A 19412-nucleotide genomic window follows, 5' to 3' on the forward strand; every position below is an offset into this window, starting at 1 on the left:
CGCTGCGGGTCAGTCCGTGGCAGGGACGGCGACGAGGCGGGGCACCGGCCGGGTCTCCGGCAACAGCGCGAAGCACCCCAGGCTGAACAGCGCGATCCCCGTCAGATAGGCGCCCACGCTCCACGGCACCCGCCCGCCGTGCTCGGCGAGCGCCGTCGCCACGATCGGGGTGAGCGCGCCGCCGAGCACCCCGCCGAGGTTGTAGCCGACCGCGGCGCCCGTGCACCGTACGCGGGGCTCGTACAGCTCCGGAAGATAGGCGGCGATCACCGCGAACATCGTGACGAACGCGATCATCGCCACCAGGAAGCCGAGGAACATCAGCAGCGGTTCACCGGTCGACAGCAGAGCGACCATCGGGCACATCCACACGGCAGCGGCGGCACACCCCGTGAGGCACAGCGGCCGGCGACCGTAACGGTCGCCCAGGAGAGCCACCACCGGCGTCAGAGCGCCTTTGACCACCACCGCGGCCATGATGCAGGCCAGCATGACGGTACGGCTGACACCGAGCCGTTCGGTCCCGTAGGCGAGGGACCAGGTCGTCACCGCGTAGAACACCGCGTAGCCGACCGCGAGCGCGCCCGCCGTCAGCAGGACCAGCCGCCAGTGGTCGCGCACGACTTCGGCGAGCGGCACGCGCGCGTGGTCGTCGATCTCCAGGAAACTCGGGCTCTCCGCGAGCGAGGAACGCAGCCACAGCCCCGCCACGGCGAGCACCCCGGCCGCCCAGAACGGCACCCGCCACCCCCACGAGGCGAACTGCGCCTCCGTCAGGGACGCCGACAGCGCAAGCATCACCCCGTTGGCCAGGACGAAGCCGACCGCGGGGCCGATCTGCGGGAAACTCGCCCACAGGGCGCGCCGTTCGGCGGGCGCGTGCTCCGCGGTCAACAGGACCGCCCCGCCCCACTCCCCGCCGAGACCGAGCCCCTGGAGGAAACGCAGCACCAGGAGGAGCACGGGAGCGGCCATGCCGATCGACTCGTACGTCGGCACGCAGCCGACCGCGACCGTCGACGCCCCCGTCAGCAGCAGCGAGACGACAAGGACGGGCCGTCGCCCCCGCCGGTCCCCGATGTGCCCGAACAGCACCGACCCCAGCGGCCGGGCGACGAACCCCACACCGAACGTCCCGAAGGCGGCCAGTGTCCCGGCCAGCGGGGAGAAGGTCGGGAAGAACAGCGGCCCCAGAACCAGCGCGGCCGCGGTGCCGTAGACGAAGAAGTCGTAGAACTCGATGGCCGTCCCCGCGAGCGAGGCGGCGGCCAGCCGCACCATCGAAGGCGCCCTTACCGTGCGTACGTCGTGCATGCCGCGTCAACTACCCACGGTGACCGCACGTTACGGGGGCGTGCGGGGCCGACCGGGATCAGTACGTCACGGTGATGCGCCGGTCGATGCCGTCCACCCTTATCGGCCCTCCGTACGGGATGACGATCTGCGGATCGGTGTGTCCGAAGTCCACGTCGAAGACGGTCATCATCCCGGGTGCGTAGGCGCGCAGGGCGCGTTCGACGGCCTCCCGTTGTTCGGCGGCGTAACGAGCGCCCTCCTCGGGGCTGTTGGGGCGCTCGAAGGACCAGGTCTTCGCGCGGCCCATCAGCAGCGCGGAGAAGCGCTGGAGCAGCCCGCGCTCGCCCATGTTGCGCAACGTGCGGAAGACCTCCTCGCCGCTCGGCATCTCCTCCGAGGTCTCCAGGAGCAGCACTCCGCCGTCGTATGCCGTCAGGTCGTGGGAGACCTCACGGTCGGCCATCAGCAGCCAGGCGAGGATCTCCAGACAGCCGCCCCAACCGGGGCCCTCCACCACGCGGTCGGCGTTCAGCCAGGTCCAGCCGTTGCCGGGACGGGTCTCCGGTTCGGCGTCGAAGGTCGCCGGGTCGGCCCAGTCGCGGTTGACGTCGTTCCAGCGCTCGGCGGGCCGCAGTTCGTACTCGCCCGAGGTGAACAGGGCGGCCCGCAGGGACTCGGCGGTCAGCGGGTCCATGGCCACGGGTCGTCCGAGCGCCGTCATCACGGTCGCGCCGTGATAGCCGACGATCCCGGTGTTGTACAGGTAGGCCAGCAGGTTCGTGTTGTCGCTCATCCCGAAGAACGGCTTCGGGTTCGCCCGGATCAACTCCCGGTCCAGGAACGGCAGCACGGTGATCTGGTCGTCGCCGCCGATCGTCGCGATGACCGCCTTGATGTCCGGGTCGGCGAACGCCGCGTGGATGTCGTCGGCCCGCTCCCGGGGCGTCGAACCCATCTTCCGGGTCGCCGGATACTCGACCGGTTCGAGTTCGAACTCCTTGCGCAGCCGCTCCAGCCCCAGTTCGTGGGGGCGCGGGAAGAGCCCGGGGAGGGCCGCGCCGGGCGAGATGACGGCTATGCGGTCGCCGGGAGAGGGCTTGGGGGGATGGACGGGGTGTGTCATGCCGGGAGCGTACGGGGCGTCCTGTTGTCGGCGCACCGTGATAAACCGGGGGCTGAGCAGCGGTCCTCGACAGGCCGCCACACCTGAACGGACCGGAGGAACCGTGCCCCGCACCCTCGCCAGCGCCCCGATCATGATTCTCAACGGACCCAATCTGAACCTCCTGGGCCAGCGCCAGCCGGAGATCTACGGCTCCGACACCCTCGCCGACGTCGAGGCCCTGTGCGCCAAGGCGGCGGCCGGGCACGGCGGCACGGTGGACTTCCGGCAGTCCAACCACGAGGGCGAGCTGGTCGACTGGATCCAGGAGGCGCGCCTGAACCACGCGGGCATCGTGATCAACCCGGGCGCCTACTCGCACACGTCCGTCGCGATCCTCGACGCCCTCAACACCTGCGACGGCCTGCCCGTGTTGGAGGTCCACATCTCCAACATCCACCAGCGCGAGACGTTCAGGCACCACTCGTACGTCTCACTGCGCGCCGACGGAGTCATCGCGGGGTGCGGTGTGCAGGGATACGTGTTCGGGGTGGAGCGGGTCGCCGCGCTGCTGAAGGCGGCGACCGCGCAGGCCTGACCTACAGCCGCCCCGCCTCCACGATCCGCCGCAGGAACTGCTGGGTGCGCTCCTGCTGCGGATCGCCGAACACCTGCTCGGCCGTACCGCGTTCGAGGACCACACCGCCCTCCAGGAAGCAGACCTGGTCCGCGACATCGCGGGCGAAGCCCATCTCGTGGGTCGCCAGGACCATCGTCATGCCGTCGCTCTTCAGATCCCGGACGACGGCGAGGACCTCTCCCACCAGCTCCGGGTCGAGGGCCGCGGTGATCTCGTCCAGGAGCAGCAGCCGGGGGCGTACGGCGAGGGCGCGGACGATCGCCGCGCGCTGCTGCTGGCCGCCGCTCAGCCGGTCCGGGTACTCGCCGGCCTTCGCGCCGAGCCCGAGCCGTTCCAGCAACTCACGGCCGTACCGCTCCGCCTCGGCGCGGTCCACGCCGTGCACCCGGCGCGGGGCGAGGGTGATGTTCTCCAGCACCGTCATGTGCGGGAAGAGGTTGTACGCCTGGAAGACCACGCCGATCCGGCGGCGCACGGCGTCCTGGTCGGTCCGCGGATCGGTGATCTCCTCGCCGTCCAGCCAGATCGCGCCGTCGTCGATCTCCTCCAGCAGGTTCGCGCACCGCAGCAGCGTCGACTTGCCCGAGCCGGACGCGCCGATCAGCGCGGTCACCGTGTGCGGCGCGACCTCCAGATCGACGTCCCGCAGGACGACCGTCTCACCGAAGGTCTTGCGTACGGACTCCATACGGAGCACGGGGGAGGAGCCGTCGGGGATCTCGCTCACAGTGTTCCTCCCTGCGCCCGCTGCCGGTCCATCCGGGCCGTCACCCAGTCAGTGAAGCGGGTCATCGGGATGGTCAGCGCGACGAAGACCAGCCCCGCGACGATGTACGGCGTGTAGTTGAGGCTGCGGCCCACGATGATGTCGGCCGCGCGGACGGCGTCCACCGCGCCGCCGATCGAGACGAGCCCGGTGTCCTTCTGCAGCGACACCAGGTCGTTCAGCAGCGGCGGCACCTGGCGCCGTACCGCCTGGGGCAGCACGACGTGGCGCAGCGCCTGCCGGTTGGTCAGCCCGAGCGAGCGGGCCGCCGCCCGTTGCGACGGGTGCACGGACTCGATGCCGGCCCGGAACACCTCGGCGACGTACGCCGAATACGTCAGCGTCAGCGCCGTACCGCCGAGCAGCACCGGGTCCACGGTGATGCCCTGCAGACGCAGCGCCGGGACACCGAGTACGACGATCATCAGATTGATGATCAGCGGGAGGCCGCGGAAGAAGTCCGTGTACGCGGCGGCCAGCGCGCGCAGTGGGAAGAACACCGGGCCGCGCAGCGTACGCGCGATCGCGATCAGCATGCCGAGGACGAGCACCGCGACGCCGCAGATCAGCAGCAGCCGTACGTTCAGCCACAGCCCTTCGAGGACCTTGGGGAACGCCTCGCGGGCGTACTGCCCGTTGAAGAACGTCTCCTTGGTGCGCGGCCAGCCCGGTGCGCTCACGACGACCAGATAGAGGACGACCCCGGTGACCAGGGTGGACAGCGCGGCGATCGACGTGGCGCGGCGCGCGCGGGTGCGCTTGTACCGCTCACGGTCGATCCGGCGCTGCGAGGGGACGTAACCGTCGCCCCGGTCCGGCAGGTCGGCCGGGTCCTCCTGCCCGGACTCCTCCTTCACTGCGGTCACTTGAGCACCGGAGCGTCGACGGCGTCCGACAGCCACTGCTTCTCGAGGGAGGCGAGCGTTCCGTCCTTGCGCAGGGCGTCCACCGCGGTCGTCACGCACGAGGTGAGCGCACTGCCCTTGTCGAGCACCAGTCCGAACTGCTCGGGCGTACCGCCCTGGTTCTCGAACTGCCCGACGATCTTCGCGTCGGTCACCTCGGCGGCGGTGATGTAGAAGGCGGTCGGCAGGTCGACGACGATGGCGTCGACCTGGCCGTTCTGCAGCGCGGACTTGGCCTGGTCGTTCTTGGCGTACGCGGCGGGCTCCTGGGTCGGCTTCACCACGTCGTCGATGTAGTTGAGGCTCGTGGTGCCGACCTGGGCGCCCAGCTTGAGGCCCTTGAGGTCCGCGATGCTCGTCGCCTTCGCGGCCTTGGAGCTCTTCAGCGCGATGACGGCCTGGCGCACGTCGTAGTAGCCGGACGAGAAGTCGACGGCCTTCTTGCGCTCGGCGCTGATCGACACCTGGTTGATGTCGAAGTCGAAGGTCTTCTCGCCGGGCGCGAAGGCCTTGTTGAAGGGCACGCTCTGCCAGACGACGTTCGCCTTGTCGTAGCCCAGCTGCTGTGCCACGGCGTAGGCGACCGCCGACTCGAAGCCTTCGCCGTTCGCGGGCTTGTCGTCCTTGAACCACGGCTCGTACGCGGGCTTGTCGGTGGCGATCGTCAGCTTGCCCGCGGTCTGGGTGGCCAACTTGCCCTTGGCGCAGGTGGTTCCGGCCGTCCCGGTGGGTTTGGCGGCGCTCTTCTCCTCCGGCTGCGGGGCGCAGCCGACAGCGGTGGCGAGCAGGGCGACAGCGGCGGCGGAGACTGCGCGGCGCAGCGTGCGAGGGGCAAGGTACATGGCGGGAGAGTGGCAGCGAGGCGTGCTATTTGTCCAGGTCACAGCCGGAATTGTCCGCATAGTGGGAACGTGTGTTGCATTCCTGTGAACGCCGGGATGAACGTGCGGGCCAAGGCCGGCTCGAACGCCGGGGCCGCCGACCGAGGGCGGGGATCGACAGGTCGGCGGCCCGTGCCGCCCAGGAGCCGTCATCCTGTGCGGGGCTGCCTCCAGTGCACTGCGCCAGGGCGCACGCCGGGAGCGCGCGTGCGCCACCAGCGTGTGTGTTCGTTTCACACGGGGCGTGCAGCCGTCAATTGCACGCCCCCCATAGAGGAGTTCACCACCGCGCAAAGGAATTTCACCACCGCGTGGGCGAGGTCTTCTCCGCCGGGATCACCAGCCCCGCGCGTGCCACTCCGGCAGATGGGGCCGCTCCGCACCGAGGGTGGTGTCGTTGCCGTGTCCCGGATAGACCCAGCTCTCGTCCGGGAGCGGGGCGAAGATCTTCGTCTCCACGTCGTGGATCAGGCTGGCGAAGGCCTCAGGGTCCTTGCGGGTGTTGCCCACGCCGCCGGGGAAAAGGCAGTCTCCGGTGAACACATGCGGATGCCCGTGCGGGTCGTCGTAGACGAGCGCGATGGAGCCCGGCGTGTGTCCCACCAGTTGACGCGCGGTGAGTTCCACGCGCCCCACGCGGATCGTGTCCCCGTCGTCGACGGGCACCTCGGTCGGTACGGGGATGCCCTCGGCGTCCTCCCGGCCCGCGTACGTACGTGCGCCGGTGGCCGCCACGACCTCGGCGAGCGCCTGCCAGTGGTCCCCGTGCTGGTGCGTGGTGACGACCGACGCGATCCCGTCGTCACCGATCAGTGTGATCAACGTATGGGCGTCGTTCGCCGCGTCGATCAGCAGCTGCTCGTCGGTGGCCCGGCAGCGCAGCAGATAGGCGTTGTTGTTCATCGGGCCCACCGCGACCTTGGTGATCATCAGGTCCGGCAACTCGTGCACATCGGCAGGGCCGCCGACCTTCACCGCTCCGCTGTACGTCATGGCGGTCAGCCTATAGCGACGCGGTCGCCCCTAGAGCGGGGGCAGCGCGGGCAGCGCACCTCCCTGTACGTCGAGTTTCGCGCCGTCGCGCCGGCCGCAGAGCCACCCCAGCAGCTCGGGCGCCGGCCCGGTGACCGTGACCCGGGGTCCGTTCGACTCGCTTCCCGTGCTCCACGCGCGCGTGCCGTCCGTGACCACGGTGCGGGGCACCTCGGGGTGGCCGGTGAACCGGTCGGCCAGGAAGGCGATCTCCCGTTCGGTGAACTCCGCCGGGAGGTCCTCGAGCTCGTAGCCGATCCCCAGGTCCACGTGGTGCAGCTCGACCTCGATCCAGCGGCGGAACGGCACCCTGGAGGCGGTGTCGGTGACCCCGTTGCGCAGTTCCACCGTGCGGGACCAGTCCGCGGGCACGGCCGCCGCCTCCTGGAAACGGGCGGCGCTCTCGCGTACGTCGGCCAACTGTACGTCGAGGGGGCGCGGGGCGTCCCGGTCGATGTCGGCGTCCCGGGCCTCTCCGGAGACGTACATGAGACGTCCCTCGAAGACGTTCACCAGGGCGTCCGCGTTGTGGGCGAGGTGGGCGAGGACGTGGCCGCGGGTCCAGCCCGGCAACTGTGACGGCTCGGCCACCGAATCGTTGTTCAATTTCGCGGCTGCGGTGAGCAGTCGTTCCGTCGCTTCGCGTACAGACGCCAGGTCGCGCACATGATCGGCCATGGGTTCGACGATAGCCCCGCCACCCGTTCGGGTGAAGGCGGCTCACCTGGCCCGCAAATCGAATGTGCGTGCTATATGGTCGAGTGCGGCGTCGGGCATGCTGGATGGCCGGGGATTGTTTCCTCCCCAGGAATCCGACCGGCGTTGTCAGTGGCTCCCCCTAGTCTGAGAAAGCACGGGGGCCCCGCCCCTGTCACTTCTCTCAAGAAAGGTGCGGACCGGCGTGGCCGACCGTCTCATCGTCCGTGGCGCGCGCGAGCACAATCTCAAAAATGTCTCGCTCGACCTCCCGCGCGACTCGCTCATCGTCTTCACGGGTCTGTCCGGGTCGGGCAAGTCCTCCCTGGCCTTCGACACGATCTTCGCCGAGGGCCAGCGCCGCTACGTCGAGTCGCTCTCGTCGTACGCCCGCCAGTTCCTCGGCCAGATGGACAAGCCGGACGTCGACTTCATCGAGGGCCTCTCGCCGGCCGTCTCGATCGACCAGAAGTCGACCTCGCGCAACCCGCGCTCGACGGTCGGCACGATCACCGAGGTCTACGACTATCTGCGCCTGCTCTTCGCGCGCATCGGCAAGCCGCACTGTCCCGAGTGCCGTCGCCCCATCTCGCGCCAGTCGCCGCAGGCCATCGTCGACAAGGTCCTGGAGCTGCCGGAGGGGAGCCGCTTCCAGGTGCTGTCGCCGCTGGTGCGCGAGCGCAAGGGTGAGTTCGTCGACCTGTTCGCGGACCTCCAGACCAAGGGCTACTCCCGCGCGCGGGTGGACGGCGAGACGATCCAGCTGTCCGACCCGCCCGCGCTGAAGAAGCAGGAGAAGCACACCATCGAGGTGGTCATCGACCGCCTCACGGTCAAGGACACCGCCAAGCGCCGACTCACCGACTCCGTGGAGACGGCCCTCGGTCTCGCCGGCGGCATGGTCGTGCTCGACTTCGTCGACCTCCCCGAGGACGACCCCGAGCGCGAGCGCATGTACTCGGAGCACCTGTACTGCCCGTACGACGACCTGTCCTTCGAGGAACTGGAGCCCCGCTCCTTCTCCTTCAACTCGCCCTTCGGCGCCTGCCCCGACTGCACGGGCATCGGCACACGCATGGAGGTCGACCCCGAGCTGATCGTCCCCGACGAGGACAAGTCCCTCGACGACGGTGCCATCCACCCCTGGTCGCACGGCCACACCAAGGACTACTTCAGCCGCCTCATCACCGCCCTCGCGGACGCGCTGGGATTCCGTACGGACATCCCGTTCGCCGGCCTCCCGCAGCGTGCCAGGAAGGCGCTGCTGCACGGCCACAAGACCCAGATCGAGGTGCGCTACCGCAACCGGTACGGCCGGGAGCGCGTGTACACCACGCCCTTCGAGGGCGCCGTCCCGTTCGTGAAGCGGCGGCACAGCGAGTCCGAGAGCGACGCCAGCCGGGAGCGCTTCGAGGGCTATATGCGCGAGGTGCCCTGCCCCACCTGCCAGGGCACCCGCCTCAAGCCGATCGTCCTCGCGGTCACGGTCATGGAGAGGTCCATCGCCGAGGTCGCCGCGATGTCGATCAGCGACTGCGCGGACTTCCTGGCGCAGCTGAAGCTCGACGCCCGCGACAAGAAGATCGCCGAGCGGGTGCTCAAGGAGGTCAACGAACGGCTGAAGTTCCTGGTCGACGTCGGCCTGGACTACCTCTCGCTGAACCGCGCGGCCGGCACCCTCTCCGGCGGCGAGGCCCAGCGCATCCGCCTCGCGACCCAGATCGGCTCCGGCCTGGTCGGCGTCCTGTACGTCCTCGACGAGCCCTCCATCGGTCTGCACCAGCGCGACAACCACCGGCTGATCGAGACCCTGGTCCGGCTGCGGGACATGGGCAACACCCTCATCGTCGTCGAGCACGACGAGGACACCATCAAGGTCGCCGACTGGATCGTCGACATCGGTCCCGGCGCGGGCGAGCACGGCGGCAAGGTCGTGCACAGCGGCTCCCTGAAGGAACTGCTCGCCAACGACGAGTCGATGACCGGCCAGTACCTGTCCGGCAAGAAGGCCATCCCGCTGCCCGACATCCGGCGCCCGCAGGACCCGTCCCGTCGGCTCACCGTGCACGGCGCCCGCGAGAACAACCTGCGGGACATCGACGTGTCGTTCCCGCTGGGCGTGCTCACCGCCGTCACCGGGGTGTCCGGGTCGGGCAAGTCGACGCTGGTCAACGACATCCTGTACACGCACCTCGCCCGGGAACTCAACGGCGCCCGCAGCGTGCCCGGCCGCCACACGCGCGTGGACGGGGACGACCTCGTCGACAAGGTCGTCCACGTCGACCAGTCGCCCATCGGCCGCACCCCGCGGTCGAACCCGGCGACGTACACCGGTGTCTTCGACCACGTACGCAGGCTGTTCGCGGAGACGGCCGAGGCGAAGGTGCGGGGATATCTGCCCGGCCGCTTCTCCTTCAACGTCAAGGGCGGCCGCTGCGAGAACTGCGCGGGCGACGGCACGATCAAGATCGAGATGAACTTCCTCCCGGACGTGTACGTCCCGTGCGAGGTCTGCCACGGCGCCCGCTACAACCGGGAGACCCTGGAGGTCCACTACAAGGGCAAGTCCGTCGCGGACATCCTGAACATGCCGATCGAGGAGGCCCGGCACTTCTTCGAGGCCGTCCCCGCGATCGCCCGCCACCTCAACACGCTGCACGATGTCGGCCTCGGCTACGTCAGGCTCGGCCAGTCCGCGACGACCTTGTCCGGCGGTGAGGCGCAGCGAGTGAAGCTCGCCAGCGAGCTCCAGAAGCGCTCCACGGGCCGCACGGTGTACGTCCTGGACGAGCCGACCACCGGTCTGCACTTCGAGGACATCAGCAAGCTCCTCAAGGTCCTCTCCGGTCTGGTCGACAAGGGCAACACGGTCATCGTCATCGAGCACAACCTCGACGTCATCAAGACCGCCGACTGGGTCGTCGACATGGGCCCCGAGGGCGGTGCCGGCGGCGGTCTCGTCGTCGCCGAGGGCACGCCCGAGGAGGTCGCCGGGGTCCCCGCCAGCCACACCGGCAAGTTCCTGCGCGAGATCCTGGGCGCCGAGCGGGTCAGTGATGCCACCTCGGTGAAGGCCCCGCGCAAGACGGCCGCCAGGAAGGCGGTCGCGGCCAGGTCGACGACGACGAAGACGGCCGCGGCCACGAAGAAGGCCGCTCCGGCGAAGAAGACGACCACCAGGGCCCGCAAGGCCTGAACCGTCGACGAGCGTCGCCCGGCGCCGACGAGTTGGGACGGCACGACGCACAGCGGCGGCCCGGGGGAACTCCCCGCGGGCCGCCGCTGTGCGTACCTGCCTCTACGGTGCGCCCAGTTCGGCCGCGTACGGCGGTTCCGCTCCCGCTCGTGAACAGGTGATCGCGGCGGCGCGGGCGGCGAAACGGAGCAGGCCGGTCCAGTCGTCGGGGCCGAGGGCGGCCAGGGCCGCCGGGGACAGGGCGTCCCGGGCCGACAGACCGTGCAGCAGTGCCGCGTTCACGGTGTCGCCGGCGCCGATGGTGTCCCCGACATCGACCTTCTCTCCGGGCACGGAGTGTTCCGCGCCGTCACGCGTGAAGACCGTCAGCCCGTCCCCGCCCCGGGTGACCACGACGGCGGCGGGGCCGGCGGCCAGCCATTCGCGCGGGCTTCCGCCGAGCCACCTCGCGTCCTCCTCCGAGAGCTTCAGCAGCGACACCGAGGGCAGCCAGCTCAGGAAACGAGCCCTGTAGGCGTCCGCGTCGGGAATGAGTACCGCCCTGATGTTCGGGTCGAGCGCGGTGAACACGCCCTGGGCGGCGCAGCTCCGCAACAGTTCCTCGTACGCGCTCGCACCCGGCTCCAGGACCAGCGAGCAGGTACCGAAGGACACCGCGCGGGCCGTGTCAGGGAGTTGGGCGGGTGCGGTGAACAGCCGGTCGGCGGTGCCCTCGACGTAGAAGGAGTAGGCGGCGGAGCCGTCCACACCTATGGAAGCCACCGCGAGGGTGGTCGGCTCGCTGCCGCGCTGCACGGACGACACGTCGACGCCTGCTTCACGCAGCCCGTCGAGCAGTGCCTCGCCGAAAGCGTCGGACGAGACGCGGGAGCAGAACGCGGTAGGGGATCCGAGGCGGCCGAGAGCCACCGCCGTGTTGTAGGGCCCGCCGCCGAGCGCCGGCCGCAGCTCCGCGAGGGCGCCCGCCGTGCGCGGTACCAGGTCGATCAGGGCCTCACCGGCGACGACGATCACGAAACGGGTCCTTTCCCGGACTGCGGGGCGTGGGTGTGGTGTTTCCGGCCGGCGCAACCGCACGACTCGCGATGGACGAACGTGCACGGGAGCCGCACGGTGCGGGCCGGGCGGTCCGGGTCGGCCAGCCGGTCCAGCAGCAGACGCACGGCCTGGGTGCCGATGTCCTTGCCGGGCTGCGCGATCGCGGTGAGCCCCGGCGTGAAGAGGTCGGCCCAGGCGAAGTCGTCGAAGCAGCACAATGCCACGTCGTCCGGCACATTGAGGCCCCGCTCCCGCAGGGCACGCAGGGCGCCGATCGTCATCGCGTTGTTGGCGGTGACCAGGGCGGTCGGGGGAGCCGCGAGGGCGAGGAGGGCGGCGGTGGCCCGCTCGGCGCCCTCCGACTCGGAGTCGCCATGGACCACCAGGCGTTCGTCGTGGGGGAGCCCGGCGGAGGCGAGCCCGATGCGGTAGCCGGAGATCCGTTCCGCCGTCGTGCTGAGACCGCGGCGCCCTGTGACGAGCCCGATGCGTCTGTGGCCGAGGGAGGTGAGGTGGTCCATCAACAGGGTCATGGGTTCGGCGTTCTCGGCACACACCTGGTCGAAGCGCGGAGAGCTGTCGGCAGGAGTGTCGAGCAACCGGTCCAGGAACACCGTCGGTACGTCGTGCCGTGTCAGATAGGCGACCAGCGCGCCGGGATCCGCCGAGGGGGCCACGATCATGCCGTCCACGCGGCGCTCGTGCAGCAGCTGGACGACCTTGCGCTCGTGCTCCGGGTCGTCGTGCGGGTCGGCAATGAGCAGGCTGTAGCCGTGTTCCAGGGCGCCGGCCTCGACGCCTTGGAGGATCTCCGTGAAGTACTGGTTGCTGATCGCCGACACCGCGAGTCCGATGGACCGGGTCCGCGCGGTGACCAGGGAACGGGCCAGTGTGTTCGGGGTGTAGCCCAGCACCTCGATGGCGACCAGCACGGCCTGGCGGGTGGCGGGACGCACGACACGGGTGTCGTTCAGTACATGGGAGACGGTCGCCACGGACACTCCGGCGTGCCGTGCGACGTCGGCCATCGTCGCCATGGGTCCCCGCCTTTCGTCCCGGACCGGGTGCGATGGCGGCAACGTATCGCATCCGCGACGGGACGTAAACGCTTGCGTAAGCGTTTACGTAAACGCTTACGCAAGCCGGGAGCGGCTACTCCCAGTCCCAGCCGATGCCCAGGAGCCCCGGCCGCAGCCTGGGTTCCACGAGGTGGACCGAGCGGTGGCGGGCGCTCACCGGCAGGTCCTGGCGCCCGCTGCGCGGGGCCGCGGCCGAGTGCTGGGCGAACCGGTGGCAGCGCACCGGCAGGGAACCGTCGTCGAAACGGACCTGGAGCGCGTACTGGCCGCCCGCGACACCGAATCCGCGCACGTACTCACGGGACACCCCCGCGGTGCCGTCCTCGACGGCGTACCGGAACAGGAAGGTGTCGCCCGCGCGCAACCGGGTGTCGAAGAGGAGCTCGGCGACGAGCACTCCGGTCTCGTGGTGCCGGCGTACCCGTCCCGTGCGGCAGTTCTCCAGGGCGTGGACCGACATGCGGTCCGGCGCGCAGCCCGGGTCGCCGTGGTGCACGGCGACGAAACGGTCGGTGTCGTCCCGGTGGGCGCGCACGATGTGGTGGGACTCCCGGGTGAGGAGTTCACGGTGGGTGCCGATCCGCACCCGTTCGTGCAGGCCGAGTGTGTGCAGGTCGCCGTCGAGCGGCGCCGCCAGCTCCGTCAGCAGCTGTTCCAGGGCGCCGGAGGCCTCCACCAGGGAGCGGTACGAGCGACCGGCGGGACGCTGGACGCCGGCGCGCTCCTCGTCCTGGGAGAGCAGCCGGATCAGCGCCTCGTCCGGCAGCTGGAGGATCTCCTCCAGGGCCCTGACGGCCCGCAGCGACTCGGGGCGCTGCGGGCGGCGGGCGCCCTGCTGCCAGTAACTCAGGCTGGTGACGCCGACCTTGACCCCGTACCGCCACAGATGGTGCTGGACGCGTTGCAGCGGCAGGCCGCGAGCGGTGATCGCGGCCCGCAGGGCCACGTGGAAGGGGCCGTTTCGCAGAGCCGTGTCCAGTTCCGCGGGGGTGTCCTCCGCGACGACGTCGTCCGCGTGCGGTGTGCCTTGTCGCATGCAGGGGGCCCTTCTGTGAATGATCGAGGCGGCTGGTCGGACCGCGTGCGTGGGTCGAACCGGGTTGCCCGGCGGGCGTCCACGGCGTTCTCGCCCTTGTGTCCTGGTGTCCTCGTGCCCCGTGTCCTGACGGGTGTGCGCGGCCGTTCAGCGCCCCCGAGTTCCCCCGCATTGAAGCGTGTTGACCAAGGCGGGACAACACCTGAGGCGCAACAGACGCAACAGCTGAGGCTCACCTTCCCGCCCGCCCGGCCCCGGGACCGGGGGCTTCGGTCCACAGGACCGCCGCGCTGTCACACCCCGCCAGTAGGGTGTGAGACATGGCCGACCCCTCCAGCTACCGCCCCCAGCCGGGACAGATCCCGGACTCTCCCGGGGTGTACAAATTCCGCGACGAGCACCGCCGGGTGATCTACGTCGGGAAGGCGAAAAGCCTGCGCCAGCGCCTGGCCAACTACTTCCAGGACCTGGCCGGTCTCCACCCGCGCACCCGCTCGATGGTCACCACGGCGGCCTCCGTGGAGTGGACGGTGGTGTCCACGGAGGTCGAGGCGCTGCAGCTGGAGTACTCCTGGATCAAGGAATTCGACCCTCGTTTCAACGTCAAGTACCGCGACGACAAGAGCTACCCGTATCTCGCGGTGACGATGAACGAGGAGTACCCGCGCGTGCAGGTGATGCGCGGTCAGAAGCGCAAGGGCGTCCGCTATTTCGGGCCGTACGGGCACGCGTGGGCGATCCGCGACACCGTGGACCTGCTCCTGCGCGTCTTCCCGGTGCGCACCTGCTCGGCCGGGGTCTTCAAGAACGCCGCCCGCACCGGCCGGCCCTGTCTCCTCGGCTACATCGGCAAGTGCTCGGCGCCCTGCGTGGGCCGCGTCTCGGCCGAGGAACACCGCGATCTGGCCGAGGAGTTCAGCGACTTCATGGCCGGGCGTACGGGGACGTACATCCGCCGCCTCGAGCAGCGGATGACGGAAGCGGCCGAGGAGATGGAGTACGAGCGGGCGGCCCGTCTGCGCGACGACATCGAGGCCCTGCGCAAGGCCATGGAGAAGAGCGCGGTCGTGCTCGCCGACGCGACCGACGCCGACCTGATCGCGGTCGCCGAGGACGAGCTGGAAGCGGCCGTGCAGATCTTCCACGTGCGCGGCGGGCGGGTGCGCGGCCAGCGCGGCTGGGTGACCGACAAGGTCGAGGAGATCACCACCGGGGCCCTCGTCGAGCACGCCCTCCAGCAGCTCTACGGGGAGGAGAAGGGGGACTCCGTGCCCAAGGAGGTCCTCGTCCCCGCACTGCCCGACCCGCTGGAGCCCGTCCAGGAGTGGCTGGCGGCGCGGCGCGGGTCCGGGGTCTCGCTGCGTATCCCGCAGCGCGGCGACAAGAAGGCCCTCATGGAGACCGTGCAGCGCAACGCGCAGCAGTCGCTCGTGCTGCACAAGACCAAGCGCGCCTCCGACCTGACGACCCGCTCGCGCGCGCTGGAGGAGATCGCCGAGGCGCTCGGCCTGGACAGCGCCCCGCTGCGGATCGAGTGCTACGACATCTCCCACCTCCAGGGAGACGACGTGGTGGCGTCCATGGTCGTCTTCGAGGACGGTCTGCAGCGCAAGAGCGAGTACCGCCGCTTCCAGATCAAGGGTCGTGTCGGAGACACGCAGGTCTGGCACGGCGAGGGACAGGACGACGTCCGGTCCATGCACGAGGTGATCAGCCGCCGCTTCAGGCGCTACATCGCCGAGAAGGAGAAGACCGGCGAATGGGCGGACGGCCAGGAACCCGGCCAGGAACCCGGCCAGGAACCCGGCCAGGAACCCGGTCAGGAACCCGGTCAGGAATTGGGCGGCGAGCTGGGCGGGGAGCTGAAGGACGATGACGGGCGGCCCAAGCGGTTCGCCTATCCGCCGCAGCTCGTCGTCGTCGACGGCGGGCAGCCGCAGGTCGCCGCGGCCCAGCGGGCGCTGGACGAGCTGGGCATCGACGACATCGCCGTCTGCGGCCTCGCCAAGCGCCTGGAGGAGGTCTGGGTTCCCGGCGAGGACGACCCGGTGATCCTGCCCCGCACCAGCGAGGGCCTGTATCTGCTCCAGCGCGTGCGTGACGAGGCCCACCGCTTCGCGATCACCTACCAGCGCGTCAAACGGGCCAAACACTTCCGGACGAGCGTCCTGGACGATGTGCCCGGCCTCGGCGAATCCCGGAAACAGGCGCTCATCAAGCATTTCGGCTCGGTGAAGAAGCTGCGGTCCGCCACAATCGACCAGATCCGCGAGGTTCCCGGCATAGGCCTCAAGACGGCCGAGACGATCGCCGTGGCTCTCGCGCAGGCCGCCCCGGCCGCCCCCGCCGTGAACATGGCGACCGGAGAGATCATTGGTTACACGGACGAGACGCAGGAGACCGAAGAGGCGGCAGACACTGCGGACACGGCACACACGCAGGACGGGGAACCCGAAACGAGGGAGGGTTCCTCGGGGGAGCCCGTGACCGCGGGCGCCCCGGACGAGCGACGGGGGCAGGAGACATGACCGAGCACGAGACACCGAGGCCCGAGCACACAGCGCAAGGCCAGGCGGGCCACAAGCAGGCGGGCGACGATCGCTCGCGGCACGCCGAGGGCCCCGCACCGGGCGCCTCGGCGGGCCAGGAACCACCGGGCCAGGAAGACGGAGAGCAAGTGGGTACGGGCATCGAGACAGCCGGGGTTCCGGAAGCGGCCATCCCCGAGCTGGTGATCATCTCCGGCATGTCCGGAGCCGGCCGCTCGACGGCCGCCAAGTGTCTGGAGGACCTCGGCTGGTTCGTCGTCGACAACCTGCCGCCCGCGCTGATCCCCACCATGGTGGAGCTCGGCGCCCGGTCCCAGGGCAACGTCGCGAGGATCGCGGTCGTCGTCGACGTACGCGGCAGGCGTTTCTTCGACAACCTCCGTGAGTCCCTGGCCGATCTGGCTGTCAAGGGCGTCACCCGGCGGATCGTCTTCCTGGAGTCCTCCGACGACGCCCTGGTGCGCCGTTTCGAGTCGGTGCGCCGCCCGCACCCCCTCCAGGGGGACGGCCGCATCGTCGACGGCATCGCCGCCGAGCGTGAGCTGCTGCGCGAGCTGCGCGGTGACGCCGACCTGGTGATCGACACCTCCAGCCTCAACGTGCACGAACTGCGCGCCAAGATGGACGCCCAGTTCGCCGGCGAGGAGGAGCCCGAGCTGCGGGCCACGGTGATGTCCTTCGGCTTCAAGTACGGCCTCCCCGTCGACGCCGACCTGGTCGTGGACATGCGCTTCCTGCCCAACCCGCACTGGGTCCCGGAACTGCGCCCGTACACCGGCCTCAACGAGGAGGTGTCGGCGTACGTCTTCAACCAGCCCGGTGCCAAGGAGTTCCTCGACCGGTACTCCGAGCTGCTCCAGCTGATCGCCGCCGGGTACCGGCGCGAGGGCAAGCGCTATGTGACGATCGCGGTCGGCTGCACCGGCGGCAAGCACCGGTCGGTCGCCACCTCCGAGAAGCTCGCCGCCCGCCTCGCCTCGCAGGGCGTGGAGACCGTGATCGTGCACCGGGACATGGGACGGGAATGACGGGACGTACACCGCGGCTGAGCAGGCTGCGCCGCATGACCCCCGAGGGGCGCGCGGGCCGGCCCGTCGAGGCGCGCGGCGCCAGACCCCGCCGCCGGGGCGCCCAGCCCAAGGTCGTCGCCCTGGGCGGCGGCATGGGGCTGTCGGCGTCGCTCGCCGCGCTGCGCCGGATCACCGGTGACCTGACCGCCGTCGTCACCGTGGCCGACGACGGCGGCTCCAGCGGGCGCCTGCGCGACGAGCTGGGCGTGCTGCCGCCGGGCGACCTGCGCAAGGCCCTGGCCGCGCTGTGCGGCGACGACGACTGGGGTCAGACCTGGGCCCGCGTCATCCAGCACCGCTTCCAGTCCAAGGGCGACCTGCACGAGCACGCGGTCGGCAACCTGCTGATCGTCGCCCTGTGGGAGCAGCTCGGCGACCATGTGCAGGCCCTCGACCTGGTCGGCAGGCTCCTGGGCGCGCACGGCCGCGTCCTGCCGATGTCCGCCGTCCCCCTGGAGCTGCAGGCCCTGGTCAAGGGGCACGACCCGCGGCGGCCCGACGACGTCGACACCGTACGGGGACAGGCGAACGTCGCGTTGACGCCGGGCGAGGTGCAGACCGTGCACCTCGTGCCGCACGATCCGCCCGCCGTCCCGGAGGCCGTCGCCGCCGTCCTGGACGCCGACTGGGTGGTCCTCGGGCCCGGTTCCTGGTTCTCCTCCGTGATTCCGCACCTGCTGGTGCCGGAGCTGCTCGACGCGCTCACCGAGACGAAGGCCCGCCGGGTACTCTCGCTGAACCTCGCGCCGCAGCCCGGAGAAACCGAGGGGTTCTCTCCGCAGCGTCATTTGGAGGTTTTGGGACGACACGCCCCTAAACTCGCCCTGGACGTGGTGCTTGCCGACGAGGCCGCCGTGCCCGACCGTGACTTGCTGACCGATGCCGCCAAGCGGTTCGGTGCCGCGGTCGAGCTGGCGCCGGTGGCCCGGACCGACGGATCTCCTCGGCACGATACGGAGCTGTTGGCCGCCGCGTACGACCGTATTTTTCGGATGCATGGAAGGATCGGCCCATGGCGATGACGGCAGCGGTGAAGGACGAGATCTCCCGGCTCCCCGTCACCCGTACCTGCTGCAGAAAGGCGGAGGTCTCCGCCATTCTGCGGTTCGCCGGCGGCCTCCATCTGGTGAGCGGGCGCATCGTGATCGAGGCGGAGCTGGACACCGCGATGGCGGCGCGCCGGCTCAAGCGGGACATCCTGGAGATCTTCGGACACAGTTCCGAACTGATCGTGATGGCGCCCGGCGGACTGCGGCGCGGTTCCCGATACGTGGTCCGGGTGGTCGCGGGCGGTGACCAGCTGGCCCGCCAGACAGGGCTCGTGGACGGCCGTGGACGCCCGATCAGAGGTCTCCCCCCGCAGGTGGTCTCCGGGGCCACCTGTGACGCGGAGGCGGCCTGGCGCGGGGCCTTCCTGGCCCACGGCTCGCTCACCGAGCCGGGACGCTCCTCGTCCCTCGAGGTGACCTGCCCGGGCCCCGAGGCCGCGCTGGCGCTCGTCGGCGCCGCCCGCCGCCTCTCGATCGCGGCCAAGGCCCGTGAGGTGCGGGGCGTCGACCGGGTCGTGGTCCGGGACGGGGACGCGATCGGCGCCCTCCTCACCCGGCTCGGCGCGCACGAGTCCGTGCTGGCCTGGGAGGAGCGGCGGATGCGCCGCGAGGTCCGCGCCACCGCGAACCGGCTCGCCAACTTCGACGACGCCAACCTGCGCCGTTCCGCGCGCGCGGCCGTCGCCGCCGGCGCCCGTGTCCAGCGCGCGCTGGAGATCCTCGCCGACGAGGTCCCCGAGCACCTCGCGGCGGCCGGCCGGCTGCGCATGGACCACAAGCAGGCCTCCCTGGAGGAGCTGGGCGCCCTCGCCGACCCGCCGCTGACCAAGGACGCCGTCGCCGGCCGTATCCGCCGGCTGCTCGCCATGGCCGACAAGCGGGCCCAGGACCTCGGCATCCCGGGTACGGAGTCCAACCTCACCGAGGAGATGGCCGACGCGGGCTGACGAAGCCTCACCACGGGCTGACGAAGCCTCAACACGCCGGTGCCGGTGCCCACTTGGGTACCGGTATCGGCGTTTGTCAGTTGATGGCGCCCTCTTGACTGGATCATGAACTGTCATGAGCCTGGCATCT

Annotated in this window: 16 protein-coding genes; 6 read left to right on the top strand and 10 right to left on the bottom strand. The window is 70.4% G+C overall.

Features of this window, described 5'->3' with window-relative positions:
* Positions 1 to 9 precede the first annotated feature (9 nt).
* Both PV396_RS01075 and PV396_RS01080 read right to left on the bottom strand, forming a co-directional pair.
* Positions 10 to 1314 (bottom strand): MFS transporter, encoded by a 1305-nt coding sequence (locus PV396_RS01075; protein WP_319199651.1) that lies wholly within the window; start codon positions 1312 to 1314, stop codon positions 10 to 12.
* Positions 1315 to 1372: 58 nt separating this feature from the next.
* On the bottom strand, positions 1373 to 2419 hold the full coding sequence (locus PV396_RS01080; protein WP_319199652.1) for an LD-carboxypeptidase: 1047 nt from the start codon (positions 2417 to 2419) through the stop codon (positions 1373 to 1375).
* A gap of 103 nt (positions 2420 to 2522) precedes the next feature.
* On the opposite strand from PV396_RS01080, the gene aroQ reads away from it, so the two are divergent.
* Complete coding sequence (aroQ, locus tag PV396_RS01085; protein WP_319199653.1) at positions 2523 to 2996, top strand: type II 3-dehydroquinate dehydratase; 474 nt, start codon at positions 2523 to 2525, stop codon at positions 2994 to 2996.
* A 1-nt stretch (position 2997) separates the two neighbouring features.
* Here the strand turns inward: aroQ and PV396_RS01090 are convergent, their stop codons facing one another.
* The 5 genes from PV396_RS01090 to PV396_RS01110 form a co-directional block, all read right to left on the bottom strand.
* Positions 2998 to 3726, bottom strand: coding sequence for an amino acid ABC transporter ATP-binding protein (locus PV396_RS01090; protein ID WP_319200597.1), 729 nt, complete (start codon positions 3724 to 3726; stop codon positions 2998 to 3000).
* A 35-nt stretch (positions 3727 to 3761) separates the two neighbouring features.
* Positions 3762 to 4670, bottom strand: coding sequence for an amino acid ABC transporter permease (locus PV396_RS01095; protein WP_319199654.1), 909 nt, complete (start codon positions 4668 to 4670; stop codon positions 3762 to 3764).
* A complete protein-coding gene (locus PV396_RS01100) occupies positions 4667 to 5551 on the bottom strand; it encodes an ABC transporter substrate-binding protein (RefSeq protein ID WP_319199655.1) in 885 nt (294 codons plus the stop codon). Before PV396_RS01100 ends, PV396_RS01095 begins: the two co-directional genes overlap by 4 nt.
* A gap of 375 nt (positions 5552 to 5926) precedes the next feature.
* The gene (locus PV396_RS01105; protein ID WP_319199656.1) at positions 5927 to 6583 is read right to left on the bottom strand and encodes an MBL fold metallo-hydrolase; all 657 of its coding nucleotides are present in this window, start codon (positions 6581 to 6583) and stop codon (positions 5927 to 5929) included.
* Positions 6584 to 6613: 30 nt separating this feature from the next.
* Positions 6614 to 7300 carry a maleylpyruvate isomerase family mycothiol-dependent enzyme gene (locus PV396_RS01110; protein WP_319199657.1) on the bottom strand — a complete coding sequence of 229 codons (687 nt, stop codon included), beginning with the start codon at positions 7298 to 7300 and terminating at the stop codon, positions 6614 to 6616.
* A 223-nt stretch (positions 7301 to 7523) separates the two neighbouring features.
* Here PV396_RS01110 and uvrA point away from each other — a divergent pair, with 223 nt between their 5' ends.
* Positions 7524 to 10514 (top strand): excinuclease ABC subunit UvrA, encoded by a 2991-nt coding sequence (gene uvrA / locus PV396_RS01115; protein ID WP_319199658.1) that lies wholly within the window; start codon positions 7524 to 7526, stop codon positions 10512 to 10514.
* Between the two features lie 102 nt (positions 10515 to 10616).
* On the opposite strand, the gene PV396_RS01120 is transcribed toward uvrA, so the two are convergent.
* From PV396_RS01120 to PV396_RS01130, 3 genes are all read right to left on the bottom strand, one after another.
* Complete coding sequence (locus PV396_RS01120) at positions 10617 to 11528, bottom strand: carbohydrate kinase (protein WP_319199659.1); 912 nt, start codon at positions 11526 to 11528, stop codon at positions 10617 to 10619.
* Positions 11525 to 12589 (bottom strand): LacI family DNA-binding transcriptional regulator, encoded by a 1065-nt coding sequence (locus PV396_RS01125; RefSeq protein WP_319199660.1) that lies wholly within the window; start codon positions 12587 to 12589, stop codon positions 11525 to 11527. Before PV396_RS01125 ends, PV396_RS01120 begins: the two co-directional genes overlap by 4 nt.
* A 115-nt stretch (positions 12590 to 12704) precedes the next feature.
* Positions 12705 to 13667, bottom strand: coding sequence for a hypothetical protein (locus PV396_RS01130; protein ID WP_319199661.1), 963 nt, complete (start codon positions 13665 to 13667; stop codon positions 12705 to 12707).
* A gap of 320 nt (positions 13668 to 13987) precedes the next feature.
* On the opposite strand from PV396_RS01130, the gene uvrC reads away from it, so the two are divergent.
* Genes uvrC through whiA form a run of 4 tightly spaced genes read left to right on the top strand, consistent with a single transcriptional unit; the run spans position 13988 to position 19282 of the window.
* A complete protein-coding gene (gene uvrC, locus PV396_RS01135; protein WP_319199662.1) occupies positions 13988 to 16195 on the top strand; it encodes an excinuclease ABC subunit UvrC in 2208 nt (735 codons plus the stop codon).
* Positions 16192 to 17244, top strand: a complete 1053-nt coding sequence (gene rapZ / locus PV396_RS01140) for an RNase adapter RapZ (protein WP_319199663.1) — start codon at positions 16192 to 16194, stop codon at positions 17242 to 17244. Before uvrC ends, rapZ begins: the two co-directional genes overlap by 4 nt.
* Positions 17241 to 18308 (top strand): uridine diphosphate-N-acetylglucosamine-binding protein YvcK, encoded by a 1068-nt coding sequence (locus tag PV396_RS01145; RefSeq protein ID WP_319199664.1) that lies wholly within the window; start codon positions 17241 to 17243, stop codon positions 18306 to 18308. The genes rapZ and PV396_RS01145 overlap by 4 nt, the downstream gene beginning before the upstream one ends.
* Complete coding sequence (gene whiA, locus PV396_RS01150; protein ID WP_053744887.1) at positions 18299 to 19282, top strand: DNA-binding protein WhiA; 984 nt, start codon at positions 18299 to 18301, stop codon at positions 19280 to 19282. The genes PV396_RS01145 and whiA overlap by 10 nt, the downstream gene beginning before the upstream one ends.
* Positions 19283 to 19412 lie beyond the last annotated feature (130 nt).

The sequence above is a fragment of the Streptomyces sp. ME02-8801-2C genome (assembly GCF_033793965.1).
Lineage (GTDB): Bacteria > Actinomycetota > Actinomycetes > Streptomycetales > Streptomycetaceae > Streptomyces.